20 protein-coding genes are annotated in these 22,890 nt (G+C 67.2%); 14 read left to right on the top strand and 6 right to left on the bottom strand.

Features of this window, described 5'->3' with window-relative positions; translation table 11 throughout:
* Positions 1-72: 72 nt before the first annotated feature.
* Positions 73-951 carry a sterol desaturase family protein gene (locus AC5P60_RS16065; protein WP_227843662.1) on the top strand — a complete coding sequence of 293 codons (879 nt, stop codon included), beginning with the start codon at positions 73-75 and terminating at the stop codon, positions 949-951.
* Positions 952-960: 9 nt separating this feature from the next.
* On the opposite strand, the gene AC5P60_RS16070 is transcribed toward AC5P60_RS16065, so the two are convergent.
* Both AC5P60_RS16070 and AC5P60_RS16075 read right to left on the bottom strand, forming a co-directional pair.
* Positions 961-1,665 (bottom strand): helix-turn-helix domain-containing protein, encoded by a 705-nt coding sequence (locus AC5P60_RS16070; protein WP_049453584.1) that lies wholly within the window; start codon positions 1,663-1,665, stop codon positions 961-963.
* Positions 1,666-1,969: 304 nt separating this feature from the next.
* Entirely contained in the window at positions 1,970-2,404 is a 435-nt protein-coding gene (locus AC5P60_RS16075) for a VOC family protein (protein WP_033833914.1), read from the bottom strand.
* Positions 2,405-2,741: 337 nt separating this feature from the next.
* Here AC5P60_RS16075 and AC5P60_RS16080 point away from each other — a divergent pair, with 337 nt between their 5' ends.
* Positions 2,742-5,537, top strand: coding sequence for a beta-glucosidase family protein (locus AC5P60_RS16080; protein WP_461291529.1), 2,796 nt, complete (start codon positions 2,742-2,744; stop codon positions 5,535-5,537).
* A 100-nt stretch (positions 5,538-5,637) separates the two neighbouring features.
* On the opposite strand, the gene AC5P60_RS16085 is transcribed toward AC5P60_RS16080, so the two are convergent.
* A complete protein-coding gene (locus AC5P60_RS16085; protein ID WP_483693263.1) occupies positions 5,638-6,534 on the bottom strand; it encodes a LysR family transcriptional regulator in 897 nt (298 codons plus the stop codon).
* A 105-nt stretch (positions 6,535-6,639) separates the two neighbouring features.
* On the opposite strand from AC5P60_RS16085, the gene AC5P60_RS16090 reads away from it, so the two are divergent.
* The 3 genes from AC5P60_RS16090 (at position 6,640) to AC5P60_RS16100 (ending at position 10,516) form a co-directional block, all read left to right on the top strand.
* Complete coding sequence (locus AC5P60_RS16090; protein ID WP_483693262.1) at positions 6,640-7,998, top strand: MFS transporter; 1,359 nt, start codon at positions 6,640-6,642, stop codon at positions 7,996-7,998.
* Positions 7,998-8,384, top strand: coding sequence for a DUF4440 domain-containing protein (locus tag AC5P60_RS16095; protein ID WP_062607263.1), 387 nt, complete (start codon positions 7,998-8,000; stop codon positions 8,382-8,384). Before AC5P60_RS16090 ends, AC5P60_RS16095 begins: the two co-directional genes overlap by 1 nt.
* A 221-nt stretch (positions 8,385-8,605) precedes the next feature.
* Positions 8,606-10,516 carry a CocE/NonD family hydrolase gene (locus tag AC5P60_RS16100; RefSeq protein ID WP_005413777.1) on the top strand — a complete coding sequence of 637 codons (1,911 nt, stop codon included), beginning with the start codon at positions 8,606-8,608 and terminating at the stop codon, positions 10,514-10,516.
* Between the two features lie 374 nt (positions 10,517-10,890).
* On the opposite strand, the gene AC5P60_RS16105 is transcribed toward AC5P60_RS16100, so the two are convergent.
* The gene (locus tag AC5P60_RS16105; RefSeq protein WP_005413776.1) at positions 10,891-11,844 is read right to left on the bottom strand and encodes a helix-turn-helix transcriptional regulator; all 954 of its coding nucleotides are present in this window, start codon (positions 11,842-11,844) and stop codon (positions 10,891-10,893) included.
* 447 nt (positions 11,845-12,291) lie between these two features.
* On the opposite strand from AC5P60_RS16105, the gene AC5P60_RS16110 reads away from it, so the two are divergent.
* The 7 genes from AC5P60_RS16110 to AC5P60_RS16140 all read left to right on the top strand — a co-directional run bounded on the left by AC5P60_RS16110 (position 12,292) and on the right by AC5P60_RS16140 (position 20,177).
* Positions 12,292-13,050 (top strand): SDR family NAD(P)-dependent oxidoreductase, encoded by a 759-nt coding sequence (locus tag AC5P60_RS16110; RefSeq protein ID WP_060380112.1) that lies wholly within the window; start codon positions 12,292-12,294, stop codon positions 13,048-13,050.
* 126 nt (positions 13,051-13,176) lie between these two features.
* A complete protein-coding gene (locus AC5P60_RS16115; RefSeq protein ID WP_005413774.1) occupies positions 13,177-13,629 on the top strand; it encodes an MgtC/SapB family protein in 453 nt (150 codons plus the stop codon).
* A gap of 223 nt (positions 13,630-13,852) precedes the next feature.
* Entirely contained in the window at positions 13,853-15,511 is a 1,659-nt protein-coding gene (gene lldP / locus AC5P60_RS16120) for an L-lactate permease (protein ID WP_033833904.1), read from the top strand.
* 53 nt (positions 15,512-15,564) lie between these two features.
* On the top strand, positions 15,565-16,329 hold the full coding sequence (lldR, locus tag AC5P60_RS16125) for a transcriptional regulator LldR (protein ID WP_005410034.1): 765 nt from the start codon (positions 15,565-15,567) through the stop codon (positions 16,327-16,329).
* Between the two features lie 4 nt (positions 16,330-16,333).
* Entirely contained in the window at positions 16,334-17,473 is a 1,140-nt protein-coding gene (gene lldD, locus AC5P60_RS16130; RefSeq protein ID WP_483693261.1) for an FMN-dependent L-lactate dehydrogenase LldD, read from the top strand.
* Positions 17,470-19,170 carry a D-lactate dehydrogenase gene (gene dld / locus AC5P60_RS16135; protein ID WP_262101613.1) on the top strand — a complete coding sequence of 567 codons (1,701 nt, stop codon included), beginning with the start codon at positions 17,470-17,472 and terminating at the stop codon, positions 19,168-19,170. The genes lldD and dld overlap by 4 nt, the downstream gene beginning before the upstream one ends.
* A gap of 122 nt (positions 19,171-19,292) precedes the next feature.
* Positions 19,293-20,177, top strand: a complete 885-nt coding sequence (locus AC5P60_RS16140) for a hypothetical protein (RefSeq protein ID WP_149501188.1) — start codon at positions 19,293-19,295, stop codon at positions 20,175-20,177.
* Positions 20,178-20,271: 94 nt separating this feature from the next.
* Here AC5P60_RS16140 and AC5P60_RS16145 read toward each other — a convergent pair whose 3' ends face one another.
* Positions 20,272-20,568 (bottom strand): hypothetical protein, encoded by a 297-nt coding sequence (locus AC5P60_RS16145; RefSeq protein WP_005413768.1) that lies wholly within the window; start codon positions 20,566-20,568, stop codon positions 20,272-20,274.
* A gap of 170 nt (positions 20,569-20,738) precedes the next feature.
* On the opposite strand from AC5P60_RS16145, the gene AC5P60_RS16150 reads away from it, so the two are divergent.
* Positions 20,739-21,419 carry a hypothetical protein gene (locus tag AC5P60_RS16150; RefSeq protein ID WP_049403501.1) on the top strand — a complete coding sequence of 227 codons (681 nt, stop codon included), beginning with the start codon at positions 20,739-20,741 and terminating at the stop codon, positions 21,417-21,419.
* Positions 21,420-21,487: 68 nt separating this feature from the next.
* Positions 21,488-22,264, top strand: a complete 777-nt coding sequence (locus AC5P60_RS16155) for a CDP-diacylglycerol diphosphatase (protein WP_495201774.1) — start codon at positions 21,488-21,490, stop codon at positions 22,262-22,264.
* On the opposite strand, the gene AC5P60_RS16160 is transcribed toward AC5P60_RS16155, so the two are convergent.
* Positions 22,261-22,860, bottom strand: a complete 600-nt coding sequence (locus tag AC5P60_RS16160) for a GNAT family N-acetyltransferase (protein ID WP_099490249.1) — start codon at positions 22,858-22,860, stop codon at positions 22,261-22,263. The two genes, AC5P60_RS16155 and AC5P60_RS16160, sit on opposite strands and share 4 nt — an antisense overlap.
* Between the last annotated feature and the right edge of the window lie 30 nt (positions 22,861-22,890).

Raw genomic sequence — 22,890 nt, forward strand, 5'->3', positions numbered from 1 at the left:
TTCAAGCCAGCACCCCATACGCGGCGCCAGCATGCAGGCCCCTCACTTTCCGGGTTGCCCATGAAGCACTGGATGCTCCGCCTGTATGCCCCGCTGTTCCTGCTGGGCTTCGTTGCCACTGCCGTCGTCTGGGTCGGCCATTGCCACGGTGATCCGTTGTGGCTGCTGGCCTTGCTGGCGGCCGCCATCGCGGTCTCGTTCGCCGCCGAGCGTGCCTGGCCGTACGACCCCGCGTTCAACCACGACCACGGCGACAGCCTGCGTGACACCCTGCATGCACTGGTCAACGAAAGCCTGAACCTGCTGTCGATCGCGGCGGTGCCGCTGCTGGCGGCAATCATTCCGTGGCAGTTGTGGCCGGTGCAGTGGCCATTCGCGCTGCAGGTGCTGCTGGCCATCGTCTGCGCTGATCTCGGCATCACCCTGGTGCACTACGCCAGCCATCGCATCGGCTGGTTGTGGCGGCTGCATGCGGTGCATCACAGCGTCACCCGCATGTACGGCTTCAACGGGCTGATGAAACACCCGCTGCATCAGGCGGCCGAAGCGGTGGGCGGCGTGCTGCCGCTGCTGCTGTTGGGCCTGCCGATGCCGGTGGCTGCGGTGCTGGCTTTCGCCATTGCCATCCAGCTGCTGCTGCAGCACTCCAACGTGGACATGCGTCCCGGCGTGCTCGGCCGGGTGATGGCCTGGGCGCCGCTGCACCGCTTCCACCACATGCGTTACGGCACCGCGGGCGACGTCAACTTCGGCCTGTTCCTGACCGCCTGGGACCATCTGCTGGGGACCGCCTTCGATGCGCCGGGTTATCGGCTGCAGCAACGCGACCTTGGCATCGGCAGTCAGCCGGACTATCCGCGCGATTATCCGGGGCAGCTGCTGGCGCCGTTCCGCGAACTGCCGCATGGCGAGGTGCCGGAGTTGCCGGAAGGTCTGCGCAGGCGCGAATGATCGAACATGTCAGGCCGCGTGCAGCTGCAGGCCCTGCAGCTGCGCTGCACCGATGCCGAACATGCGGCGCAGGCTGCGCGAGAGATGGGCCAGATCGGCGAATCCAGCGGCATGCGCACTGTCGGTCAGGTTGTGACCGCTCAGATGATGCATCAGCGCGCGGCGCAACCGTTGCCACAGCACCCAGCCGCGCAGGGTCACTGCCAGCTCGGACTGGAAACGCCGGTGCAGCTGACTGGTCGACAGGTGCGCCGCCTCGGCGATATCGGCGGCCGGCACCGGGCCGGGCAGGTGCTGGGCGATCCTGGCCAATGCCGCCTGCACGCGGCGGTCCAGCGGTTGCGGGCGGCTCAGTCGTGGCAGCCAGTCGTGCAGTTCCATCGCAGTGCCGGGCAGCGAGTGCAGGTGCTGCTGGATCTGTTCGAGGTCGGCATGCGCCGGCTCAAGGAACACCGTACAGCCCGCTTCCGGTGCCGACAGGATTGCGTGCGGCTGGAAGGACGGCAGCCACAGCCGTTGGCCCTGCTGCCGTACGCCATCGACTTCGACCTGCCAGGGCGTACCGTCGCTCAACAGCAGTTGATGGGCGTAGTGCGCATGCGAGGCGCTGCCACCGGCATGGCCCTGCAGCACGGCCACGTGAGCATCCAGCTGCAACGTGCCATTCCAGGGTAGGGCGGGGGAGGACATGGAGGGATTGTAGATCCACGCCATGCGTGGATGAATCTCCATCGAAATCAAATATTTCGACAATGAAACGAAGAGCATCCACGCATGGCGTGGATCTACTGCAGGTCGCGAAAGACTGTCGAAGGCGGGGTGGGTCCGGTTGCGGGGGCGTGAGCGCCATGGATGGCGCGACCGAGCTTACATGGACGTACTTGCAGCGCCCCCCGCAGCCGGACCCACCCCGCCATCCCACAGGAAGCCCGCTTTTGCTTCGGCTGTTGCTTCTGAGGTTGCCGGCCAGCGGCCGGCACTACCTCGGGTGCCGGGCGCAGCCTGGCCGTTCGCCCCCTCAGCGCCCCTGCGGATCCGGCCGGTGATGCACGTACTCGACCACCGTGCCATCGGGATGCACCGCGTTGAACGCCGCCCCGGTGGGTACCACCTGCAGCGGGAAGATGATCTCGGCGCCAGCCGCGACCAGCTTGTCGTGATAGGGCCGAACATCGTCGACCAGCAGCGTTCCCGTGGTCGAAGTGAACGGCGCCAGCGCCGTCTCGCTGCCCTCGATCAACAGGAACGCACCGACCATCGCCAGACGCAGCCCGGCCTCCGGAAACGGGAACCCCGCATCGGCCACCACACCCTGCAGCTGCTCGTAGAACGCCACGCTGCGCTCCAACTCCCCCGGGGCCACGAACACCCGGATCAACACGCGCGGCGCGCGCTGGCTGGAAGTGTCACAGCGGTCGCGCCAGAGATGGTCGAAGTCGCGATGGACGGTCATGGGCTCGGTTCGTGGCCAGGGACCCTCATTATCGGCAGCCTCGCGCGGCGCGCTGATGACCGCCGGTGATGGCCTGATAACCGCTGGCCGGGTTGCCCCTGTGACTTAGGTCCTGTTGACAGGTGTGAACGCCCTCGCACAATCTTCACAGGATTGGGTCGCCCTGCGCGGCCCGGGCAGGCAGGTTGTCACGCCGGGAGGAGGGTCCCGCGCGCAGACCGGCCCGTCCATCGGCCTGCGGGACGTTGCCTGGCAACCCCTGCGCGGCATGAACGCTGCACCCTTCGGCGGCACTTTCCCTGGACCGATTGCCTTGGCAACGGAATTACGCCTGCCGATGAAAACGTTTACAAAGCCGCTTGCACTGTCCCTGGCCCTGTCTGCCGCACTGGCCGCCCCGGCCTGGGCCGACCCTGCCGCGTTCACTGTGCTGACCCTGGAACAGGCCCCGACCGCCGAGGCGATGCCGGCCCTGGCCGCCCAGTTGAAGACCCTGCAGGTGGACGCGGTGAGCGTGCGCCAGGTGCAGCGCGGCATCGGCCAGGTCGATCCGCTGCAGGTGCTGGCCGATGGCCTGGGCTACGCGTACCGCTTCATTGCTGCCGGCAAGGATGATGGCCAGACCCAGCGCGGCCAGGCCGTGCTGACCCGGTTGCCGATCGCCGCTGAATCCGGCCCCGACCAGCCGGGCCTGAACTACCTGCGCCTGGACGACGGCCGCCACACCGTGGCGGTCTATACCGATGCCGGTGCAGGTGCGGCGCAGCTGCCGGCGCTGGTCACCCGTTCGCGGCTGGGTGCACCGGCGGTGCTGCTCGGCGCGGTGGCCGGTGAATCGGCCAAGGCCGCAGGCTTCGATCCGGCGCGTGTCGCGCTGGAAGCCGATGCCAGCTATTTCAGCGATGGCTTCCAGGCCGCCAGCAGTGCGCCGTTCAAGGTGGAAGGCAGTACCCTGCGCGCCACCCTGCTGACCCTGGCCTACGCCGCCGACACGCATGGCGACAGGCCGTGGATGAACACCACCCTCAACGCCGACGCGCGCGCTGCGCTGCTGCTGAAGGCGATGACCGAGGATGAGAAGTTCCAGATGCTGCACAGCTACTTCGGGCTGGGCAAGGACGGTGGCCCGCTGCCGGAAGGCGCAGTCGGTTCGGCTGGTTTCGTGCCGGGCGTGGCGCGGTTGGGCATTCCGTCGCAGCAGTCGGCCGATGCCGGCGTCGGCGTGACCAATCCGGGTGGCATCCGCCCGGGCGATTTCGCCACGGCGATGCCGTCGGGCCCGTCCACCGCATCGAGCTGGAACCGTGAAGTCGCCTTCGCCGGTGGCGCCACGATGGGCCGCGAGGCATGGCAGCAGCGCTTCAATATCCTGCTGTCGGGCAGCGTCAACCTGCAGCGTGACCCGCGCAACGGTCGCAACTTCGAATACGCCGGTGAAGACCCCCTGCTGGCCGGTTCGATGGTCGGCGCGCTGATCCAGGGCGTGCAGAGCCAGCACGTGATCTCCTCGATGAAGCACTTCGCGCTGAACGACATGGAGACCCGCCGCAACTTCCACGACGTACGCATCGGCGAACAGGCCATGCACGAGTCGGACCTGCTGGCCTTCGAGATCGCGCTTGAAGCCGGTCGCCCCGGCGTGGCGATGTGCTCGTACAACAAGATCAACGGCACCTACGGTTGCGAGAACGGCTACCTGATGAACCAGGTGCTGAAGCAGGAATGGAAGTTCCCCGGTTTCGTGATGTCCGACTGGGGCGGCGTGCACAGTGGTTCGAAGGCGGCGCTGGCTGGCCTCGATCAGCAGTCGGCCGGTGAAGTGTTCGACGCGGCGGTGTTCTTCGACGAACCGCTGCGCCTGGCCGTGCACGGCGGCGTAGTGCCGCAGGCGCGCCTGAACGACATGGTGGCGCGCATCCTGCGCACGATGTTCCTGCATGGCAACTTCGACAACCCGCCGCAGCACCAGAAGGTGGATGCCGAGGCCGGCTTCGCCGTTGCCCAGCGCACGGTGGAAGAGGGCAGCGTGCTGCTGCGCAATGAGGGCAACCTGCTGCCGCTGGCCGACAGCGTGAAGCGCATCGTCATCATCGGCGGCCATGCCGACAAGGGCGTGATCGGCGGCGGTGGTTCGTCGATGGTGGGCGTGACCGCAAAGGGCACCAATGCGGTGCCGGGCGTGATGCCGACCACCTGGCCGGGCCCGGTGATCTTCCACCCGTCCTCGCCGCTGGAATCGCTGCGCGCCGCGCGCCCGGACGCGACCATCGAGTATGTGGACGGGACCAATGCCGCCGCTGCGGCCAAGGCCGCCGCGCAGGCCGACGTGGCCATCGTGTTCGCCACCCAGTGGGCCGCCGAATCGGTGGACCTGCCGGACATGCAGCTGCCGGACAACCAGGATGCCCTGATCTCGGCAGTGGCCAAGGCCAACCCGAAGACCGTGCTGGTGCTGGAAACCAACGGCCCGGTGCGCACGCCGTGGCTGGCGCAGGTGCCGGCGATGCTGCAGGCCTGGTATCCGGGCATCCGCGGTGGCGAAGGCATTGCCGCGCTGCTGACCGGCCAGGTCAATCCGTCCGGCCGCCTGCCGGTGACCTGGGTGACGGACGAATCGCAGCTGCCACGCCCGCACATCGACGGCCTCGGCTTCAAGCCGGCCAAGCCGTTTGGTGATGTGTTCGATTTCGATATCGAAGGCGCCAACGTCGGCTACAAGTGGATGGCGGCCAAGGGCCTGACCCCGACCTTCGCCTTCGGCCACGGCCTGTCCTACACCTCGTTCACCTATGAAAATCTGAAGGTGAGCGTGGAGGGCTCGCGCCTGGTCGCCAGCGTCGACATCCGCAACACCGGCAAGCGTGCCGGTGCCGACGTGGCCCAGCTGTACCTGAAGCTTCCGGCTGGCAGCACCACGCCGATCCGCCTGATCGGCTATGACAAGGTGAACCTGCAGCCGGGCGAACAGCGCCGCATCCGCATCGAAGCCGAGCCGAAGACGCTGGCCCACTATGATGCACAGGCCCGCCAGTGGAAGATCGACGGTGGCACCTACCAGGTCCAGCTGTCGCGCAATGCGGCCGAACCGCTGCAGAGCGTGGACGTGCAGCTGGTGGAGCAGGTGCTGCGCTGATGCGTGAAGGCACGGCCCGCACAGGGCCGTGTCTGAAAAAGGGGACGGAGGGGATTAAGTCGTTTATGCATAAACGACTTAATCCCCTCCGTCCCTTTTTTCATTTGCCAAACCACCCGCGCAGGAAATCGATCAGCTGCCGTACCTTCGGTGAGGGCTGCGTGCTGTGCGGGTAGACCGCGTACACGCTCTGCTGCGGGAAGCGGTGCTGGCGCAGCACCGGGCGCAGCCGGTCCTGGGCCAGGTCGTCCTCGATCAGCCAGCGTGGCAGCACGGTGACCCCGGCGCCGGCCACGGCGAAGGCACGCAGGCTGCTGGCACCATCTACGCGCACCACCGCATTGCCCGGGTTGGTGGCAAACAGGGCGTCGCTGCCATCCGGCGCCACCACCGGCACGTCGGCCAGGCGCGGGTAGCCGAGGCGGGGCAGGGTGCCCAGCTGCACCGGGTCGTCGGCAGCATCGGCAGAGGGCAGGCGTGCCAGCAGGGACGGAGCCGCCACGGGGCACAGTGGATGGCGTTCCAGTTCGCTGGCGTGCAGGCCCGAATCCGGCAGACGGCCAAGACGGATCGCCAGGTCGAAGCGCTCGGGAATCAGGTCCGCCGGCGCGGGAGACGTGGACAGGTGCAGCTGCAGCGCCGGGTGCCGCGCACGGAACGCCTCCAGCGCAGGAATCAAGCGTAGCTGGGCGTACTCCGGCGTGGTGGTCAGGCGCAGCACGCCCTGAAGCTGGTGCTGGTCGCGGCGCGCGGCATCGATCGCTGCCTGTGCGGCGTCCAACGCCTGCACGCAGTGCTGCAGGAACTGTTCGCCGGCCTCGGTCAGGGCCAGGTGGCGGGTACTGCGCAACAGCAGGGTCACGCCCAGCTCCTGCTCCAGCCGCTTCAGGTTGAAGCTGACCACCGCGCGGCTGAGGCCGAGCCGATCGGCTGCTGCGGTCAGGCTGCCGGCCTCGACCACGGCGCGGAAGATATCGAAGCGATCGAGGCTGGCCATGGCAATTCATTGTCAAAATGGATTTGACAGTGTTGCAGTTTCTGTCGTGTTTTTCCAACAAGGCCCGCACGGCATGCTGGCCGCTTCCCTGCTGGAGCGCCGCCGATGCCGTCCCCCCGCCTGCGCCATGAGGCGATCTTCCTGCTGGTGTTCGCCCTGGATCTGGTCAACATGTTCATCGCCACGGTGGCCTATCCGGCACTGGCAGCGGAACTGCACGCTGATGTCGGTACCCTGGCCTGGGTGGGCACCGCCTACATGCTGGGCCTGAGCGTGGTGATTCCGCTGGCGCCCTGGTTGGCCGCGCGCTGTGGTGAGCGTCGCCTGCTGCTGGTGGCGTTGCTGTTGTTCGCGGTTGCCGCCGTGCTGGCCGGCGCCGCACCGGGTATCGGCTGGCTGCTGGGCTGGCGCCTGCTGCAGGGGCTGGCCGGTGGCCTGCTGATTCCGGTGGCACAGGCGGCAGCGTACCGACAATGCACGTCCGACCAGCGTGGCGCGCTGACCCGCCGCATCCTGCTGGTGGCGCTGCTGGTGCCGGCACTGGCGCCCGCGCTCGGTGGGCTGCTGGTGCAGTGGTTGTCCTGGCGCGGTGTGCTCTGGGCCAGCCTGCCGCTGGCCGTGGTGGCGATCGGGCTGGTGCTGGCCTGGATGCCGGCCGATGGCGCGCGCAGTGCGCCGCGCCTGCAGGCCTATGCGCTGTCTACCGCGATGCTGGCGCTGGGCGCGTTGCTGCTGGCGCTGACCTGGCTGGGTGAACCCGGCCATCGGGCCGCCGGTGCCGTACTGCTGTTGATCGCAATGCTGTTGGCGGCGGCCCACCTGCGGCATGCACGGCAGCAGACGCAGCCCCTGCTGCGCTGGTCGCTGCTGTCCCATCGGGGCCTGCGCCTGGCGATGCTGGTCTATCTGGCAGTGCCCGGTGTGTTCATCGGCAGCCAGCTGGTCAGTACCCTCCAGCTGCACCAGGCCGGTTACAGCGCGGCACGCATCGGCGCGTTGATGCTGCCCTGGGCGCTGGCCTCGGCCATTGCGATCACGGCCAGCAAGCGCCTGCTGGCGCGCTTCGGCCCGGCCACGGCACTGCGTATGGGAATGATCCTGCAGGCCAGCGGCCTGCTGTTGATGGCGATGCTGCCGCAGCCGGCCTTCGCGTTGGCCGGGCTGCTGTTCGCGCTGATGGGCGCCGGCGGCAGCCTGTGCAGCAGCACCGCGCAGACGCTGGCTTTCCACGGCGTGGAGGGTGAAGCGCTGGGCGATGCCAGTGCCCTTTGGAACCTCAACCGTCAGCTCAGTTTCTGCCTTGGTACTGCCGCCATTGCGCTGTTGCTGGCGCTGGCCATGCAGTGGCTGCCAGCACGCGCCACCAGCGTGGCTCTGGGTCTGGCCGCCGCAATGACGCTGTTGCCGATGGCGCTGTTGCGCCACTCGCACTCTGTTTCCCTTTCGCAACCCGAGAATGCCTGATGGATATCACCGCAGAACATGAAATCCACCACCTGCACGACAAGCTGCAGGCCTGGTTCCGGGCCGAGGTGGCTGCGGATGCGCTGGATGATCTGATGGCGCATTTCTGCGCGGACTTCAGCATGGTCGGCATCGCGGGTCGCAGGCTGGACCGGAAGGCCGTGCAGGCACTGTTCGCGGGCGGTCACGGGGCGCGCCCCGGGCTGCGGATTTCCATCGACGCCGTGCAGGCGGTGGAAGCGCCATCACCGCTGGCGGTGCTGCGTTATCGCGAAGGGCATTCGCTCGATAGCGGCCAGCTCACATGGCGCGAATCGTTGGCCGTGCTGCGGCGGGAGCAGGGTCGCTGGCGCTGGTTGGCGCTGCACGAAGTGCCGATGGCCTGACCGGTAGTGCCGGCCGCTGGCCGGCAACCGCGTAACGCGCCCCAGGATCATGAAGTTGCCGGCCAGCGGCCGGCACTACCGGTCGTTGGCGAGCGCGGCGGCACCGCGGGCACATGTGCCATCAGTCCTGCCTGCATCCGCCGCAGAATGCAAAGCCCGCCCACACCTCACAGCTCGAGGCAGGAGTAGGCTTGAGGCTTTCCTGCCGGGAGGGGTTGTCCATGCGTGTGCGTGCCGTCGCTGTAGCCATTGCCCTTTGCCTGTCCAGCACCGTGCTGGCCGCCGATACCCCGCCGATGACCCCGGACATCAGCGGCAAGCCCTTCGTTGCCCCCGATGTCGGTCGTGACTACGACAAGCGCGTGGTGATGGTGCCGATGCGTGATGGCACCAGGCTGTATACGGTGATCGTGGTGCCCAAGGGCGCCCGCAATGCCCCGATCCTGCTGACCCGCACGCCCTACGATGCCGCTGGCCGCGCCAGCCGCAGTGATTCGCCGCGCATGCGCGACCTGCTGCCGCAGGGCGACGAGGTGTTCGTCGACGGCGGTTACATCCGCGTGTTCCAGGACATCCGTGGCAAGTACGGCTCCGAAGGCGATTACGTGATGACCCGGCCGTTGCGCGGGCCGTTGAACAACACCAAAGTCGACCACTCCACCGACGCCTGGGACACCATCGACTGGCTGGTGAAGAACGTGCCGGAGAGCAATGGCAAGGTCGGCATGCTCGGCTCGTCGTACGAGGGCTTCACCGTGGTGATGGCGCTGACCGACCCGCATCCGGCGCTGAAGGTGGCCGCACCGCAGAGCCCGATGGTCGATGGCTGGATGGGCGACGACTGGCTCAACTACGGTGCGTTCCGCCAGGTCAACTTCAACTATTTCGCGATGCAGACCGAGAAGCGCGGCAAGGGTACGCCGCTGCCCAGCCTCGGCTATGACGACTACAGCACTTTCCTGCGGATCGGTTCGGCTGGCGACTATGCGCGCTTCACCGGCGTGGACCAGCTGACCTGGTGGAAGAAGCTGGTCGAGCACCCGGCCTATGACGGCTTCTGGCAGGGCCAGGCGCTGGACGCGGTGATGGCGAAAACACCGTTGAAGGTGCCGACCATGTGGCTGCAGGGCCTGTGGGATCAGGAGGACATGTGGGGCGCCAACCACGCCTACCAGGCAATGGAAGGGCGCGACAGCGGCAACAACCGCAATTACCTGGTGATGGGGCCGTGGCGGCACAGCCAGGTGAACTACAGCGGCAGTGAGCTGGGCGCGCTGAAGTTCGACGGCGATACCGCGCTGCAGTTCCGCCGTGATGTGCTCAAGCCGTTCTTCGACCAGTACCTGGTGGATGGCGCGCCGAAGGCCGACACGCCGCCGGTGCTGGTCTACAACACCGGCGAAAACCACTGGGATCGCCTGAAGGGTTGGCCGCGCAGCTGCGACAAGGGCTGTGCTGCCAGCAGCAAGCCGTTGTACCTGCGGGCCGGCGGCAAGCTGGCATTCCAGGCACCGGCGGCGGGCGAGGGCGACTTCGAGGAGTACGTGTCCGACCCGGCCAAGCCGGTGCCGTTCGTGCCGCGTCCGGTCCGCTTCGGTGACCGCGATATGTGGACCACCTGGCTGGTCAAGGACCAGCGCTTTGTCGATGGTCGCCCGGACGTGCTGACCTTCATCACCGAACCGCTGACCGCGCCGCTGCGCATCGGCGGCGCGCCGGTGGTGCACCTGCAGGCCTCGACCAGTGGCACCGACAGTGACTGGGTGGTGAAGCTGATCGACGTGTATCCGGACCAGGAAGCGTCGACGCCGGAGATGGGTGGCTACGAGCTGCCTGTGTCGCTGGCGATCTTCCGTGGCCGCTACCGCGAAAGCTTCAGCGATCCGAAGCCGCTGGCCGCCAACCAGGTGCTGCCGTACCGTTTCGACCTGCCCAACGCCAACCACACGTTCCAGAAGGGCCACCGGGTGATGGTGCAGGTGCAGTCCAGCCTGTTCCCGCTGTACGACCGCAACCCGCAGACCTACGTGCCGAACATCTACCTGGCCAAGCCAGGCGATTACCAGAAGGCCACGCAGCGGGTCTGGCACAGCGCGGCGCAGGCGAGCTACATCGATCTGCCGGTGTATTGAGGTTAGTGAGATCCGCCGGGTGTGCGATACCCGGCGGCTGGGGTAGTGCCGGCCGCTGGCCGGCAACTGCAATGGCGCAGGAGCGTGTCGACCAAGGTCGGCACCTACCAGAGCTGGGCCATGGCACGTCGATTCAGGCGGCTGGGGTAGTGCCGGCCGCTGGCCGGCATCCGCAATGGCGCAGGAGCGTGTCGACCAAGGTCGACACCTACCAAGGCTGGGCAATGGCATGCTGATCGACCAAGGTCGAGACCCACCAGAGCGGAGCCATCGCAGGTCGATTCAGGCGGGTGTGGTAGTGCCGGCCGCTGGCCGGCATCCGCGATCGCGCAGGAGCATGTCGACCAAGGTCGACACCTACCAGAGCACAGGCCTCACCCCACCTTCGAGGGGCCCGTGCGCCAGCGGCTGGGGACCAGGCCGAAACGCTTGCGGAATGCCGCGGCGAAGTTGCTGGGATGACGGTAGCCGCTGGCGGCGGCGGCCTGCTCGACCGTCCAGCCGTCCTCGCGCAGGCCCTGTTCGGCGTGGCGCATGCGCTGCTCGTGCAGGTAGTCGAACACCGAGCAGCCGTACTGCTGGGCGAAATGACGGCGCAGCGAGCTGGGGCTCATGCAGGCCAGCTGGGCCAGCTCGACCAGGCTGTGGGCGTGGCTGGGGTCGTCATGCAGGTAGGCACGCACGCGCTCCAGGCGCTCGCGCTGGCCGGCCCGCAGCGTTCGTACAGGGTCGGTCTGCAGATCCTCGGCCTTCAGGCCAACGGCCAGCAGCTGCAGAGCAACGCCCTCGCGCCACAAGGCGTCGATGCCATCTTCCCATGGGCTGTCGAACAACTGGCCGAGTACCGGCAGCAGGGTATGCGGAATGGCCCAGTGGCGGCATTCCAGGTGGCTGTTGAGCGCGGTCTCCAGCTGCGGCAGATGGAACAGATCCGGATCGATCTGGCCGGGCACCATGACGCTGACGCCGCGCATGCGCGTTTCGCCGGGATGCGCACCGGTCATCTCGACCTGCTCGCGGTGGTGCGCGGTCATCGCCGTGCCGGCGCGCAGGGTGAAACCACCGCGTCGCGGAATGCGCACATCGACCTGGCCCTGCAGCATCACGCGGATGGCCAGGCCGGGACTCTGCTGGGCGGTCGCTACATAAGGAAAGCGATTATGGACGTCGGAGGCGATCAGGCTCATGCCGCCGCGCAGGAACTGCTCGTTGACCTCGCCATGGCCGGCCCACTGGTCGTCGCGCAGGTGTTCCGGGTCAGCGCGGTAATCGAAGCCATGACGGTGGCCGAAGCGGCGGTAATCGGCAAAAGTGAAGTATCGGGACATCGCTCGGCACGTACTTTGGAGGTGGACGCTGGCATGACCTCGCCCACGCGCTCTGCAACGCAGATGCAGATCCGGTCGTTACCCGCGCAGGCATGCTGGGAAGCAGTGGCGTGGGCACTCTGGATGGCTGGGGAAACGCCAGATTGAATGGAGTGTGTCGAAGAAACTGGAAACGTTTCCCATTGTCGCCTCGATTCGCGCGCTTTTGATTCCAATAGAGTCAAAACGATTGACGATTACGGCCAAAGTGAAAATGCCGCCGAGCATACGCCGGCGTTTTGCATGCATATCCGTACGTAATTCCATACATCAACTTGAGTTGAGGTTTCATGGGTGGAACGATCACCCGTAGACGCGGTGTCAGCCAGGCCATCACAGGAATGCGCGTAGGGTGGGGTGGTTGGCTGCTGCAGGCCACTTCGATACCCCCACTGATGGAGAACGCAGATGATTGATTACCAACTCACCGGCAAGACCGCGATCGTGACCGGCGGCGTGTCCGGCATTGGTCTGGCCGTGGCGCAGACCCTGGCGGCGTCCGGCGCGCGGATCTCGGTCTGGGACCTGAAGCAGGATGCGGTGGATGCCACCGTGGCGCAGTTGCGCAATGCCGGTGCACAGGCGATTGGCATCGCGCTGGACGTCACCGACGACGCAGCGGTGGAGGCGGCGGTGCAGCGCACGATCAAGGAACTCGACGGCCTGCATGTGGCGGTCAACAACGCCGGTATCGGCGGGCCGGCCGCCAGCAGCGGTGACTATCCGATTGATGGCTGGCAGCGGGTCATCGACGTCAACCTGACCAGCGTGTTCCTGTGCCAGCGTGCGCAGATCCGGGCAATGCGAGCCGCTGGAAGCGGCGGCAGCATCATCAACATGGCCTCGATCCTGGGCCAGGTGGGGTATGCCGGTTCCACCGCTTATGCGGCGGCCAAGCACGGCGTGGTCGGGCTGACCCAGACCGCCGCCTGGGAACATGCCGCCGACGGCGTTCGTGTCAACGCGGTCGGCCCGGGCTTCATCAGCACACCGCTGCTGGAGAAGATGGACCCGAAGGTGCGCGCCACGCTGGAAGGCCGTCACGCCTTGAAGCGGCTGGGTACGGCCGAGGAGGTGGCGGCGCTGGTGGCCTGGCTGGCCAGCGACGATGCCTCGTTCGCGACCGGCGCGTACTACGCCATCGACGGTGGCTACCTGGCGCAGTGAGCGAATGCGGTCAGTAGATCCACGCCATGCGTGGAGGAATGCGTGCGGTGAAGAAGGCGTGCCATCGCCTTCACCGCCGTCCCACGATCGCCGCGCGACGCTCCGGGAAAATTCCGGAGCTTTCCCATGGAACTTACCCAGGATGTCTCGATCCTGCTGCGCGTTGCCGCAGCGATGCTGTTCGGCGGCGTGCTCGGCGTCGAGCGCGAGATGGGCAAGCACGCCGCTGGCCTGCGTACGCACATGCTGATCGCAGGGGCCGCCGCGTTGATCGTCGGCCTTGGCGACTCGGTGGCCGAGCATTTCCAGCAGGAGCGCTACCGCGACCTGCTGCAGGTTGATCCGGTACGCCTGATCGAAGCGGTGGTGGCCTGTGTCGGCTTCGTTGCCGCTGGCACCATCCTGCGTGGGTCACGCGAGGACCAGGTCAGCGGCCTGACCACGGCCAGCTCGTTGATCATGGCGGCGGCCATCGGGATTGCGGTGGGGATCAGCAAGTACGTGATTGCAATCGGCGTGAGCGTGCTGTGCGTGCTGGTGCTGGCGGTGATGCGGCGGCTGGAGAAACGGATCTCGTAGGGAATCTCGAATTGCCGGCCAGCGGCCGGCACTACCATGCGGACTGAATGGTCGGACCAATATGGCATCTAGCCCTATGGTCTAATAGGTTCCTCGCCGGAGTGGCGGTTAAATCCGCTGCAAGTGGTCTGATCGAAACCATTGTTGGTACGACCAATAATCGACAGCCACGGCGATCCACCGCCTGCGGTGGGGCACCTTCCGCATCCAGTCGAGAGTCTTCATGCAGCCCTGGCAACACCTGTACGACCCCGCCGGCAACCTGTGGTTGTCCAGCCTGATCGCGCTGCTGCCGATCGCGTTCTTCTTCGTTGCCCTGGCCGTGCTGCGCATGAAGGGCTGGCTGGCCGGCACGATCACCGTGGCCATCGCGCTTGGCGTGGCCCTGCTGTTCTACCGCATGCCGCTGAGCCAGGCGCTGGGTGCGGCCGGCTTCGGCTTCGTCTACGGCCTGTGGCCTATTGCCTGGATCATCATCGGCGCGGTGTTCCTCTACAAGGTCTCGGTCAAGACCGGTCAGTTCGACATCATCCGCGCTTCGATCCTGTCGGTGACCGAAGACCAGCGCCTGCAGATGCTGATGGTCGGCTTCGCCTTCGGTGCCTTCCTGGAAGGCGCGGCCGGTTTCGGCGCACCAGTGGCGATCACTGCGGCGCTGCTGGTCGGGCTGGGCTTCAAGCCGCTGTATGCCGCCGGCCTGTGCCTGATCGTCAACACTGCGCCGGTGGCGTTCGGTGCAATGGGTATTCCGATCATCGTGGCCGGGCAGGTCACCGGCCTGGATGCCTTCGAGATCGGCCAGATGGCCGGCCGCCAGCTGCCGTTCCTGACCGTCATCGTGCTGTTCTGGATCATGGCGATCATGGATGGCTGGCGTGGCATCAAGGAAACCTGGCCGGCGGTGCTGGTGGCCGGTGGCTCCTTCGCCATCGCGCAGTACCTGACCTCCAACTTCATCGGTCCGGAACTGCCGGACATCACCGCCTCGCTGGCGTCGCTGGTCTGCCTGACCCTGTTCCTGCGCCGCTGGAAGCCGGTACGGATCTTCCGCTTCGATACCGAAACCAGCGCCGAGGCGGCCGCACAGGCACTGGAGGCGCCGCGCTACAGCGTCGGCCAGATCGCCAAGGCGTGGTCGCCGTTCCTGATCCTCACCGCGATGGTCACGCTGTGGAGCATCAAGCCGTTCAAGTCGCTGTTCGCGGCAGGCGGCCCGCTGGAAGGCTGGGTGCTGAAGCTCCCGGTGCCGGGCCTCGACCAGAGGGTGCAGAAGATGCCACCTATCGTGGACGCGCCGCTCAGCTATGAGGCGGTCTACAAGTTCGACTGGTTCTCGGCCACCGGCACCTCGATCATCCTCGCGGCGGTGATCGCGATCATCGCGCTGCGCATGCCGGCCCGGTCGGCGCTGCAGACCTTCGGCGAAACCGTGCGTGAGCTGCGCATGCCGATCTATTCGATCGGCATGGTGCTGGCCTTCGCCTTCATCGCCAACTATTCGGGCCTGTCGGCGACACTGGCACTGGCGTTGGCGCACACCGGCGACGCCTTCCCGTTCTTCTCTCCGTTCCTGGGCTGGCTGGGCGTGTTCCTGACCGGTTCGGACACCTCGTCCAATGCCTTGTTCTCGGCACTGCAGGCCACCACCGCACAGCAGATCGGCGTGTCCGACGTGCTGCTGGTAGCGGCCAACACCACCGGCGGTGTCACCGGCAAGATGATCTCGCCGCAGTCGATCGCCATTGCCTGCGCGGCGGTTGGCCTGGCCGGCAAGGAATCGGACCTGTTCCGTTTCACGGTCAAGCACAGCCTGGTCTTCACCACCATGGTCGGCCTGATCACCCTGGCCCAGGCCTACTGGCTGACCTGGATGATCCCCTGAGCCATGCACGGCTGGCCGACCACCCGCTGCGCGCTTCGGGCCACAATGGCGCCATGAGCACGCAACGTATCTCGGACAAGGTGGCCGCGCAGCTGCGCGGCCTGGTGCAGGAACAGCGGCTGCAGCCGGGCGACCGCCTGCCGGCCGAGCGCACCCTGGCGGTGCAGCTGGGGGTCTCGCGCACCGCGCTGCGCGAGGCCATCGCGCAGCTGGCCAGCCAGGGCCTGCTGACCGCACGGGTTGGTGGCGGTACCTACGTGGCCGAACCGGCGGCGCGCGCGCGGCAGGCGCTGGATGAACCACTGGCGCCGTACCTGCCGCTGTTCCAGGGCGACCCGGAATACCGCTTCGACGTACTGGAGATCCGCCATGCGCTGGAAGGCGCCACCGCCTGGCATGCGGCGCTGCGTGCCACCGACGAGGACCGCACGCGCATCGCGCAGGCCTTCCAGACCATGATGGACGCGCACGGCAAGAACGACCCCACCGGTGAAGCGGAGGCTGACGCGGCCTTCCACCTGTCCATCGCCGAGGCCTCGCACAACCTGGTGCTGCTGCAGGTGATGCGCGGCCTGTTCGAACTGCTGCAGACCAACATCTCGCAGAGCCGCGAAAAGCTCTACACCTCGGCGAGGACCTTCTCGCCGCTGTCCGACCAGCACCGCGAGATGATGGACGCGGTGCTGGCCGGCGACCCCGAACGCGCGCGCGCCGCCGCGCATGCCCACCTCGAGTTCGTGCACACCACGCTGCGCACGCTCGATGACAACGAAGCCCGGCGTGCGCGGGCCTCGCGTCTACCTTCCCCACACGGTTGACCCCATGATCATCTCCGCCTCCACCGATTACCGTGCTGCTGCCGAACGGCGGCTGCCGCCGTTCCTGTTCCACTACATCGATGGCGGCGCGTATGCCGAGCACACGCTGAAGCGCAACGTTTCCGACCTGTCCGACATCGCGCTGCGCCAGCGCATCCTGCGCAACATGTCCGACCTGAGCCTGGAAACCGAGCTGTTCGGCGAAACGTTGGCGATGCCGGTGGCGCTGGCGCCGGTCGGCCTGACCGGCATGTATGCCCGGCGCGGTGAAGTGCAGGCGGCGCGCGCGGCCGACAGCCGCGGCATCCCGTTCACGCTGTCGACCGTATCGGTGTGCCCGATCGAGGAAGTGGCACCGGCCATCCAGCGGCCGATGTGGTTCCAGCTGTACGTGCTGCGCGACCGTGGCTTCATGCGCAACGCGCTGGAGCGGGCGCAGGCCGCTGGCGTGACCACGCTGGTGTTCACCGTGGACATGCCGGTGCCGGGCGCGCGCTACCGCGATGCACACTCCGGCATGAGCGGCCCGAATGCCTCGCTGCGCCGTATCGGCCAGACCATCACCCATCCGCACTGGGCGTGGGACGTGGGACTGTTCGGCCGTCCGCATGATCTGGGCAACATCTCCACCTACCGTGGCAACCCGACCGGGCTGGAGGATTACATCGGTTGGCTGGGCAGCAACTTCGATCCCTCCATTTCCTGGAAGGACCTGGAGTGGATCCGCGAATTCTGGAAGGGCCCGATGGTGATCAAGGGCATCCTTGACCCGGATGACGCGCGTGATGCGGTCAGGTTCGGTGCCGATGGCATCGTGGTCTCCAACCACGGTGGCCGCCAGCTGGACGGCGTGCTGTCCACCGCACGCGCACTGCCGGCGATTGCCGACGCAGTACAGGGCGATCTGAAGATTCTCGCCGATTCGGGCATCCGTACCGGCCTGGACGTGGTGCGCATGTTGGCGCTCGGTGCCGATACCGTGCTGCTGGGGCGCGCCTTCGTCTATGCGCTGGCCGCGCAGGGCGAGGCCGGCGTGGCCAACCTGCTGGACCTGATCGCCAAGGAGATGCGCGTGGCGATGACACTGACCGGTGCGCGTCGCATCGCTGACATCGGCCGCGATTCGCTGGTCAGCCTGCCATGAGTGGCCACGATGCCGTGCTGGCACAGTTGCGCGACGCGGTCGGCAGCCGCCATGTACTGACCGGCGACAAGGCCACGCGCCGCTTCCGTCGCGGCTACCGCTTCGGCGATGGCCCGGTACTGGCGGTGGTGCGCCCGGGTACCTTGCTGGAACTGTGGCGCGTGCTGCAGGCAGCGGTGCAGGGTGGGGCGGCGATCATCCTGCAGGCGGCCAATACCGGGCTGACCGGTGGCTCGACCCCGGACGGCGATGACTACGGCCGGCCGATCGTGCTGGTCAGCACGCTGCGCCTGACCGGCATCCAGCTGTTGAACGAAGGCCGCCAGGTGCTGTGCCTGCCCGGTGCCACGCTCGACCGCCTGGAGCAGACGCTGGCACCGCTGGGCCGTGAACCGCATTCGGTGATCGGCTCGTCCTGCATCGGCGCCTCGGTGCTGGGCGGCATCTGCAACAACTCCGGCGGCGCGCTGGTGCGCCGTGGCCCGGCCTACACCGAGCTGGCGCTGTACGCGCGGGTCGATGCGCAGGGCCAACTACAGCTGGTCAACCATCTCGGCATCGCGCTGGGCGATACGCCCGAGCAGATCCTGCAGCGCCTGCAGGCCGGCGACTACAGTGCGTCGGATGTGGGGGACGGCGACGGCCGCGCGGCCTCCGATCCGCGCTACGCCGACGAAGTGCGCAAGGTCGACGCCGATACCCCGGCGCGCTTCAATGCTGATCCCAGCCGCCACTACGAGGCTGCCGGTTCGGCCGGCAAGCTGGCGGTGTTCGCGGTGCGCCTGGATACCTTCGAAAAGGAGGCCGCCGAAGTCTTCTACATCGGCAGCAACCGCACCGACAGCCTCACGGCGATCCGGCGCCAGCTGCTGACCGGCTTCGAGCGCCTGCCGATTGCCGGTGAGTACATCCACCGCGATGCCTATGACATCGGCGAGCGCTACGGCAAGGACAGCTTCCTGCTGATCGATCGCCTCGGCACCGCACGTGTACCTGCCGCGTTCGCATTGAAGAGCCGCGTCGACGGCTGGTTCGAACGGCTGGGCCTGCGTGGGGTGACTGACCGGGTGATGCAGGTTCTGACCGGCCTGCTGCCCTCGCACCTGCCCAAGCGCATGGGCGAGTTCCGCCAGCGCTACGAGCATCACCTGTTGCTGAAGGTCTCTGCCCAGGACGCTGCGGAAACCGAGGCCTGGTTGCGCGCCTTCTTCGCCGGGCACGAAGGCGGCTTTTTCCACTGCACGGCCGAGGAGGGGCGCAAGGCGTTCCTGCATCGCTTCGCCGTGGCCGGTGCCGCGGTGCGCTACCGCGAAGTGCATCGCGGGCAGGTGCAGGACATCGTGGCGCTGGACATTGCCCTGCGCCGAGATGATGCCGACTGGTTCGAGCAGTTGCCGGCCGATGTCGACGGCCGCCTGCTGCACAAGCTGTATTACGGGCACTTCCTGTGCCACGTGTTCCACCAGGACTACATCGCGCGCAAGGGTGAAGACCCGATGGCGATCGAGCACGCAATGTGGGCATTGCTGGACCAGCGTGGTGCCGAGTACCCAGCCGAGCACAATGTCGGTCACCTGTACCCGGCCAAGCCGGCGCTGGCCGGGTTCTACAGGCAGCTGGACCCGAGCAATACGTTCAATCCGGGCATTGGTCAGACCTCGAAAGCCAAGGGCTGGGGTGGCTGCGATTGCGGATGATGTAGTGCCGACCCTATGCTCGGCTGCTCCTGCCGACAGACAGCAGACGAGCATGGCTCGACGCCGCCCGGGCAACGCCCGGGCAACGGTTACCATCGGAAGCCCATCCGCAGAAGCCATCCATGCCCACCGCCGCCGTCCGCGCCACCCTGTGCACTGCATTGCTGGCGACCCCGCTGCTGGCGCTGGCCCAGAGCGCGATCCTGCCGCAGCAGCGCGATGCCGCCGGCAACGTGATGGAGCCGCTGGGACAGGTACTGATCGCGAGTGAGACTGGACCGTCGGGGCTTTATGACTGCACGCGGGACGGCAACTGGTGCGTACGCGTGCAGCCGGTTGCCGAGGAGGGTAACCGGCCGACCGTGCTGGAAGTGCTTGAGAAGGCACCGGGCCAGGGCAAGCCGCACACCTACCACGTCAGCATCGACGTGCCGCAGGAAAGCGAGCTGTCGCTGTGGCCATGGATCGTGCGGCTGGCCCCTGGCGTGGGCAGCGATGAACCGGTGACCGACCCGCAGCAGCGCGCCCGCCAGAATGTGCTGGTGGGTGGCATCGTCAAGTTCAGCACCATGTACTCCGGTGGAGGTGCCGACGCGTCCACGCTGCAGCTGGCACGCGTGCGTCACCTGCAGGACGACATCCAGGTGGACGACGACGTGCTGACCGTGCCATGGCTGGGCAATGCGATGATCCGCGCCTGTTTCAGCGAGCAGGACATCAGGCAGCGCGCCGGTGCCTGCCACGACGAATACGGGTTCTCGGCGAAGCTGGCGCTGGATACGGTTGCCGAGGGCATGCCAGTGCTGCGCTACCAGACCGTGGCGACCCGGTACCCGGCCGGTGTTTCGCGCTTCGAGGATTCGCTGGCCAGGGGGCCGCTGAAGAAGCAGGATCTGCGCATCGAACAGGACCCGGCGTGTACTTACACCCGACTGTTCCGCTTCGGGGCGGGGATGTTCCACCCGGACCAGGCACTGCCGGACTGTGCCGGCTATACCGAACCCTGAATTGTAGCGTCGAGCGATGCTCGACGGGTCTTCGGATGGGCGGCGCGAAAAGCCAGTCGAGCATGGCTCGACCCTACAAAAGCGGTGGCGGCGCTTACTCGCAGCGCGTGGACGTGATGATGTTGTCCTTGTCCACGAACACGCGCAGGCGGTCCTGGCGGATGTCCTTGGTGGTGATGGTGCTGGGGCCGATCGGGTTGACCAGGCCGGCGCCACTCTCGCGGGACAGGCGGCGGATGTTGGGCTCATTGGCCGGCTGGCCGATCGCCCAGCCCAGCTGGCTGGCGTCGCAGCGGCCGCTGCCTTTGACTTCCGGGCCAGGCGTACTGACACAGGCCGACAGCAGCAGGGCAGAGGCCGGCAGCAACAGGGACAGACGGAATGCAGACATGCGAGCGCTCCTGCGCAGGGAAGATGGCGGGAACGATAGCACCGAGCGTGCGAAAGGCGTCAGCGTCCCGGTCATTGCCGGCACAGCGTGGTCATTGCATAGTGGGAGGAATGGCTGGCAGTACGCCAGCGGGCAGGCCGGGCCTTTCCGGCGCAGATGTGGGATACGGTATGACGGCAGGCAGTTTCCGCGGCAAGGACAAGACGATGACGGCGCTGGTGTTGTCGTTGCTGGGCGTAGCGTTTGCCGCCTCCGCCTCCGCCTCCGCCTCCGCCTCCGCTGCCGATCCGGAACCCGCGCCGGTCGAAACCCCGGTATTCGGTGCCTGGCGCAACCTGCAGACCGAATCCGGCTACGCACCGGCCCAGCGTAACCTGGCCTTCGCCATGCTGCCGCAGGCGGCCACCCGCGGTGACCGTTTCGCCATTCTTGACCGCGAAGGCAAGCGCACGGTGTGCTGCCTGCAGGTGGCCAGCCCCTCGCTGGGCGTGGCCGCGCTGCGCGAGCAGTACCACCTGCCGCAGGCCTGGGTGACCGACCTGAGCAATGGCCGCAGCCCCGCACGTCCCTATGTGCCGCACGTCTATGCGATGCAGCGGGTGGACGAGCTGGCCGACTACAGCTTTGCCGATGTGCCTGGCGCCTACAGTGACCTGGGCGGGCTGCTGATTCCGGAAGGTGCCGCGCTGGAGGCCGACGGCAGCGCCGTGCGCCTGGGGGACACCCGCTACCCGCTGCATTTCCAGCGCCAGCCGCACGCCGATGACGATGGGGCGCTGGACCGCTACAGCCTGCAGGCCGGCGAGGGTGCCGCCCCGATCGTGGTTGAAGTGCCGTTCGGCACCTACTGATTGCAGCTTCGCACTGGCTAGAATGCAGCGCGGCGCTGTCTGCCGTGCCTGCTCCGTGAGTCGTTGCCGTGTCCCTACGCCCCTTCCTGCTGTCGTCCCTGCTGTTGTTGTCCGCCTGTGCCAGTGCGCCGCCGCCGCCGGCCCATTCCGATGCATTGTGGCGATTGATCGAACGTGACTGCCGGGGCCCCGAAGGTCCACGCGGCGACTGCCTGCGCGTGGAGACGGCCGCAGACCGCCGCGATGTGCTGGTCAAGGATGCGCACGGCGACTACCAGTTCCTGCTGATGCCGCTGGACAAGGTGAGCGGTATCGAGAGCCGCAGCCTGTACCAGCGTGGTGCACCGAACTACTTCGCTGCCGCCTGGCAGGCGCGCAGCCACACCGAACAGGCCCTGCGGCAACCACTGCCGCGCAACGTCGCCAGCCTGGCGTTGAACTCGCCGCACGGCCGCTCGCAGCACCAGCTGCATATCCACGTGGATTGCCTGCGCGCCGACGTGCTGCAGGCGCTGGACACGCATGCTGCCGCCCTCGGCAGCCGCTGGGCACCGCTGCCGGTCCTGCTGCGCGGCCATCAATACCAGGCACGCCTGCTGGCGGGCGCGGAACTGACCGCCAATCCGCTCAATCTGCTGGCTTACGATCTCGCAGGCGTGGACGATGTTGGTCAGTGGAGCCTGGTCGTGGCCGGCCGGGACGCCATGCAGGGCGCCCCGGGCTTCATCCTGCTGGCGACCCGGGTGGACGCCGGCACCGGCAACGAGGCCAGCGCCGAAGAACTGCAGGACCACGCCTGCTCGGTGCTGACCGGCGCAGGCGACGCGTTGGAGCGGGTCCGCTAACCCGGTGGCTGCTGGCGGCTGCGCCAGACCGGTGCAGTCAGCGCCAGCAGCTGGCGGTCCTGCCAGCCATCCAGATCCAGATGATGGTCGCGCAACAGGCCTTCGTGCTCGAAGCCGAAGGCGTGCAGCGCAGTGGCGAACGGGTCACTGCAGTCCGGTGGCAGCATCACGAACAGGCGGTGCACGCCCACATCCTCGAACAGGAACGGGCACAGCGCGCGGAGCGCTGCATCCACGTGCGGGTGCCAGTGCTGCAGCGACAGCAGCTCGGCGCAGCGCGTATGCAGGGACTGCAGGCGGACATGCAGCTGGTCCAGGACAGTGCCGTGCTCGTCATCGAACACACCCAGCAGCAGCTGGTCGTTGTCCTGCTCCAGCCGCGAGCGATGCATGTGGGCAAGGAAGCGGGCTTCTTCGTCGATACCGGCCGGATGGCGGCGCCCGCGCCGGCGGCGGTCGTCGAACAGGCGCCAGGCCGGCAGATCGGCCCGCTGGAACGGGCGCAGGGTGACCGGTGCCATCTGCAACTGCAGCAGATGGCGGCGCGACACAGGGCGCAGCGGGGAGAGGAGGGATGTGGGGTACGGGGTCATCATCCCCGGAACGATGGCAATGCCCGGTTCGCC

The sequence above is a fragment of the Stenotrophomonas sp. YJH_SMC_120 genome (assembly GCF_059368675.1).

Excerpts from the sequence above, each read along its gene's own strand:
- AC5P60_RS16065 (WP_227843662.1), top strand. The coding sequence starts at position 73 with ATGCTCCGCCTGTATGCCCCGCTGTTCCTGCTGGGCTTCGTTGCCACT.
- AC5P60_RS16070 (WP_049453584.1), bottom strand. The coding sequence starts at position 1,665 with ATGGCGTGGATCTACAATCCCTCCATGTCCTCCCCCGCCCTACCCTGG.
- AC5P60_RS16075 (WP_033833914.1), bottom strand. The coding sequence starts at position 2,404 with ATGACCGTCCATCGCGACTTCGACCATCTCTGGCGCGACCGCTGTGAC.
- AC5P60_RS16080 (WP_461291529.1), top strand. The coding sequence starts at position 2,742 with ATGAAAACGTTTACAAAGCCGCTTGCACTGTCCCTGGCCCTGTCTGCC.
- AC5P60_RS16085 (WP_483693263.1), bottom strand. The coding sequence starts at position 6,534 with ATGGCCAGCCTCGATCGCTTCGATATCTTCCGCGCCGTGGTCGAGGCC.
- AC5P60_RS16090 (WP_483693262.1), top strand. The coding sequence starts at position 6,640 with ATGCCGTCCCCCCGCCTGCGCCATGAGGCGATCTTCCTGCTGGTGTTC.
- AC5P60_RS16095 (WP_062607263.1), top strand. The coding sequence starts at position 7,998 with ATGGATATCACCGCAGAACATGAAATCCACCACCTGCACGACAAGCTG.
- AC5P60_RS16100 (WP_005413777.1), top strand. The coding sequence starts at position 8,606 with ATGCGTGTGCGTGCCGTCGCTGTAGCCATTGCCCTTTGCCTGTCCAGC.
- AC5P60_RS16105 (WP_005413776.1), bottom strand. The coding sequence starts at position 11,844 with ATGTCCCGATACTTCACTTTTGCCGATTACCGCCGCTTCGGCCACCGT.
- AC5P60_RS16110 (WP_060380112.1), top strand. The coding sequence starts at position 12,292 with ATGATTGATTACCAACTCACCGGCAAGACCGCGATCGTGACCGGCGGC.
- AC5P60_RS16115 (WP_005413774.1), top strand. The coding sequence starts at position 13,177 with ATGGAACTTACCCAGGATGTCTCGATCCTGCTGCGCGTTGCCGCAGCG.
- lldP (WP_033833904.1), top strand. The coding sequence starts at position 13,853 with ATGCAGCCCTGGCAACACCTGTACGACCCCGCCGGCAACCTGTGGTTG.
- lldR (WP_005410034.1), top strand. The coding sequence starts at position 15,565 with ATGAGCACGCAACGTATCTCGGACAAGGTGGCCGCGCAGCTGCGCGGC.
- lldD (WP_483693261.1), top strand. The coding sequence starts at position 16,334 with ATGATCATCTCCGCCTCCACCGATTACCGTGCTGCTGCCGAACGGCGG.
- dld (WP_262101613.1), top strand. The coding sequence starts at position 17,470 with ATGAGTGGCCACGATGCCGTGCTGGCACAGTTGCGCGACGCGGTCGGC.
- AC5P60_RS16140 (WP_149501188.1), top strand. The coding sequence starts at position 19,293 with ATGCCCACCGCCGCCGTCCGCGCCACCCTGTGCACTGCATTGCTGGCG.
- AC5P60_RS16145 (WP_005413768.1), bottom strand. The coding sequence starts at position 20,568 with ATGTCTGCATTCCGTCTGTCCCTGTTGCTGCCGGCCTCTGCCCTGCTG.
- AC5P60_RS16150 (WP_049403501.1), top strand. The coding sequence starts at position 20,739 with ATGACGGCAGGCAGTTTCCGCGGCAAGGACAAGACGATGACGGCGCTG.
- AC5P60_RS16160 (WP_099490249.1), bottom strand. The coding sequence starts at position 22,860 with ATGATGACCCCGTACCCCACATCCCTCCTCTCCCCGCTGCGCCCTGTG.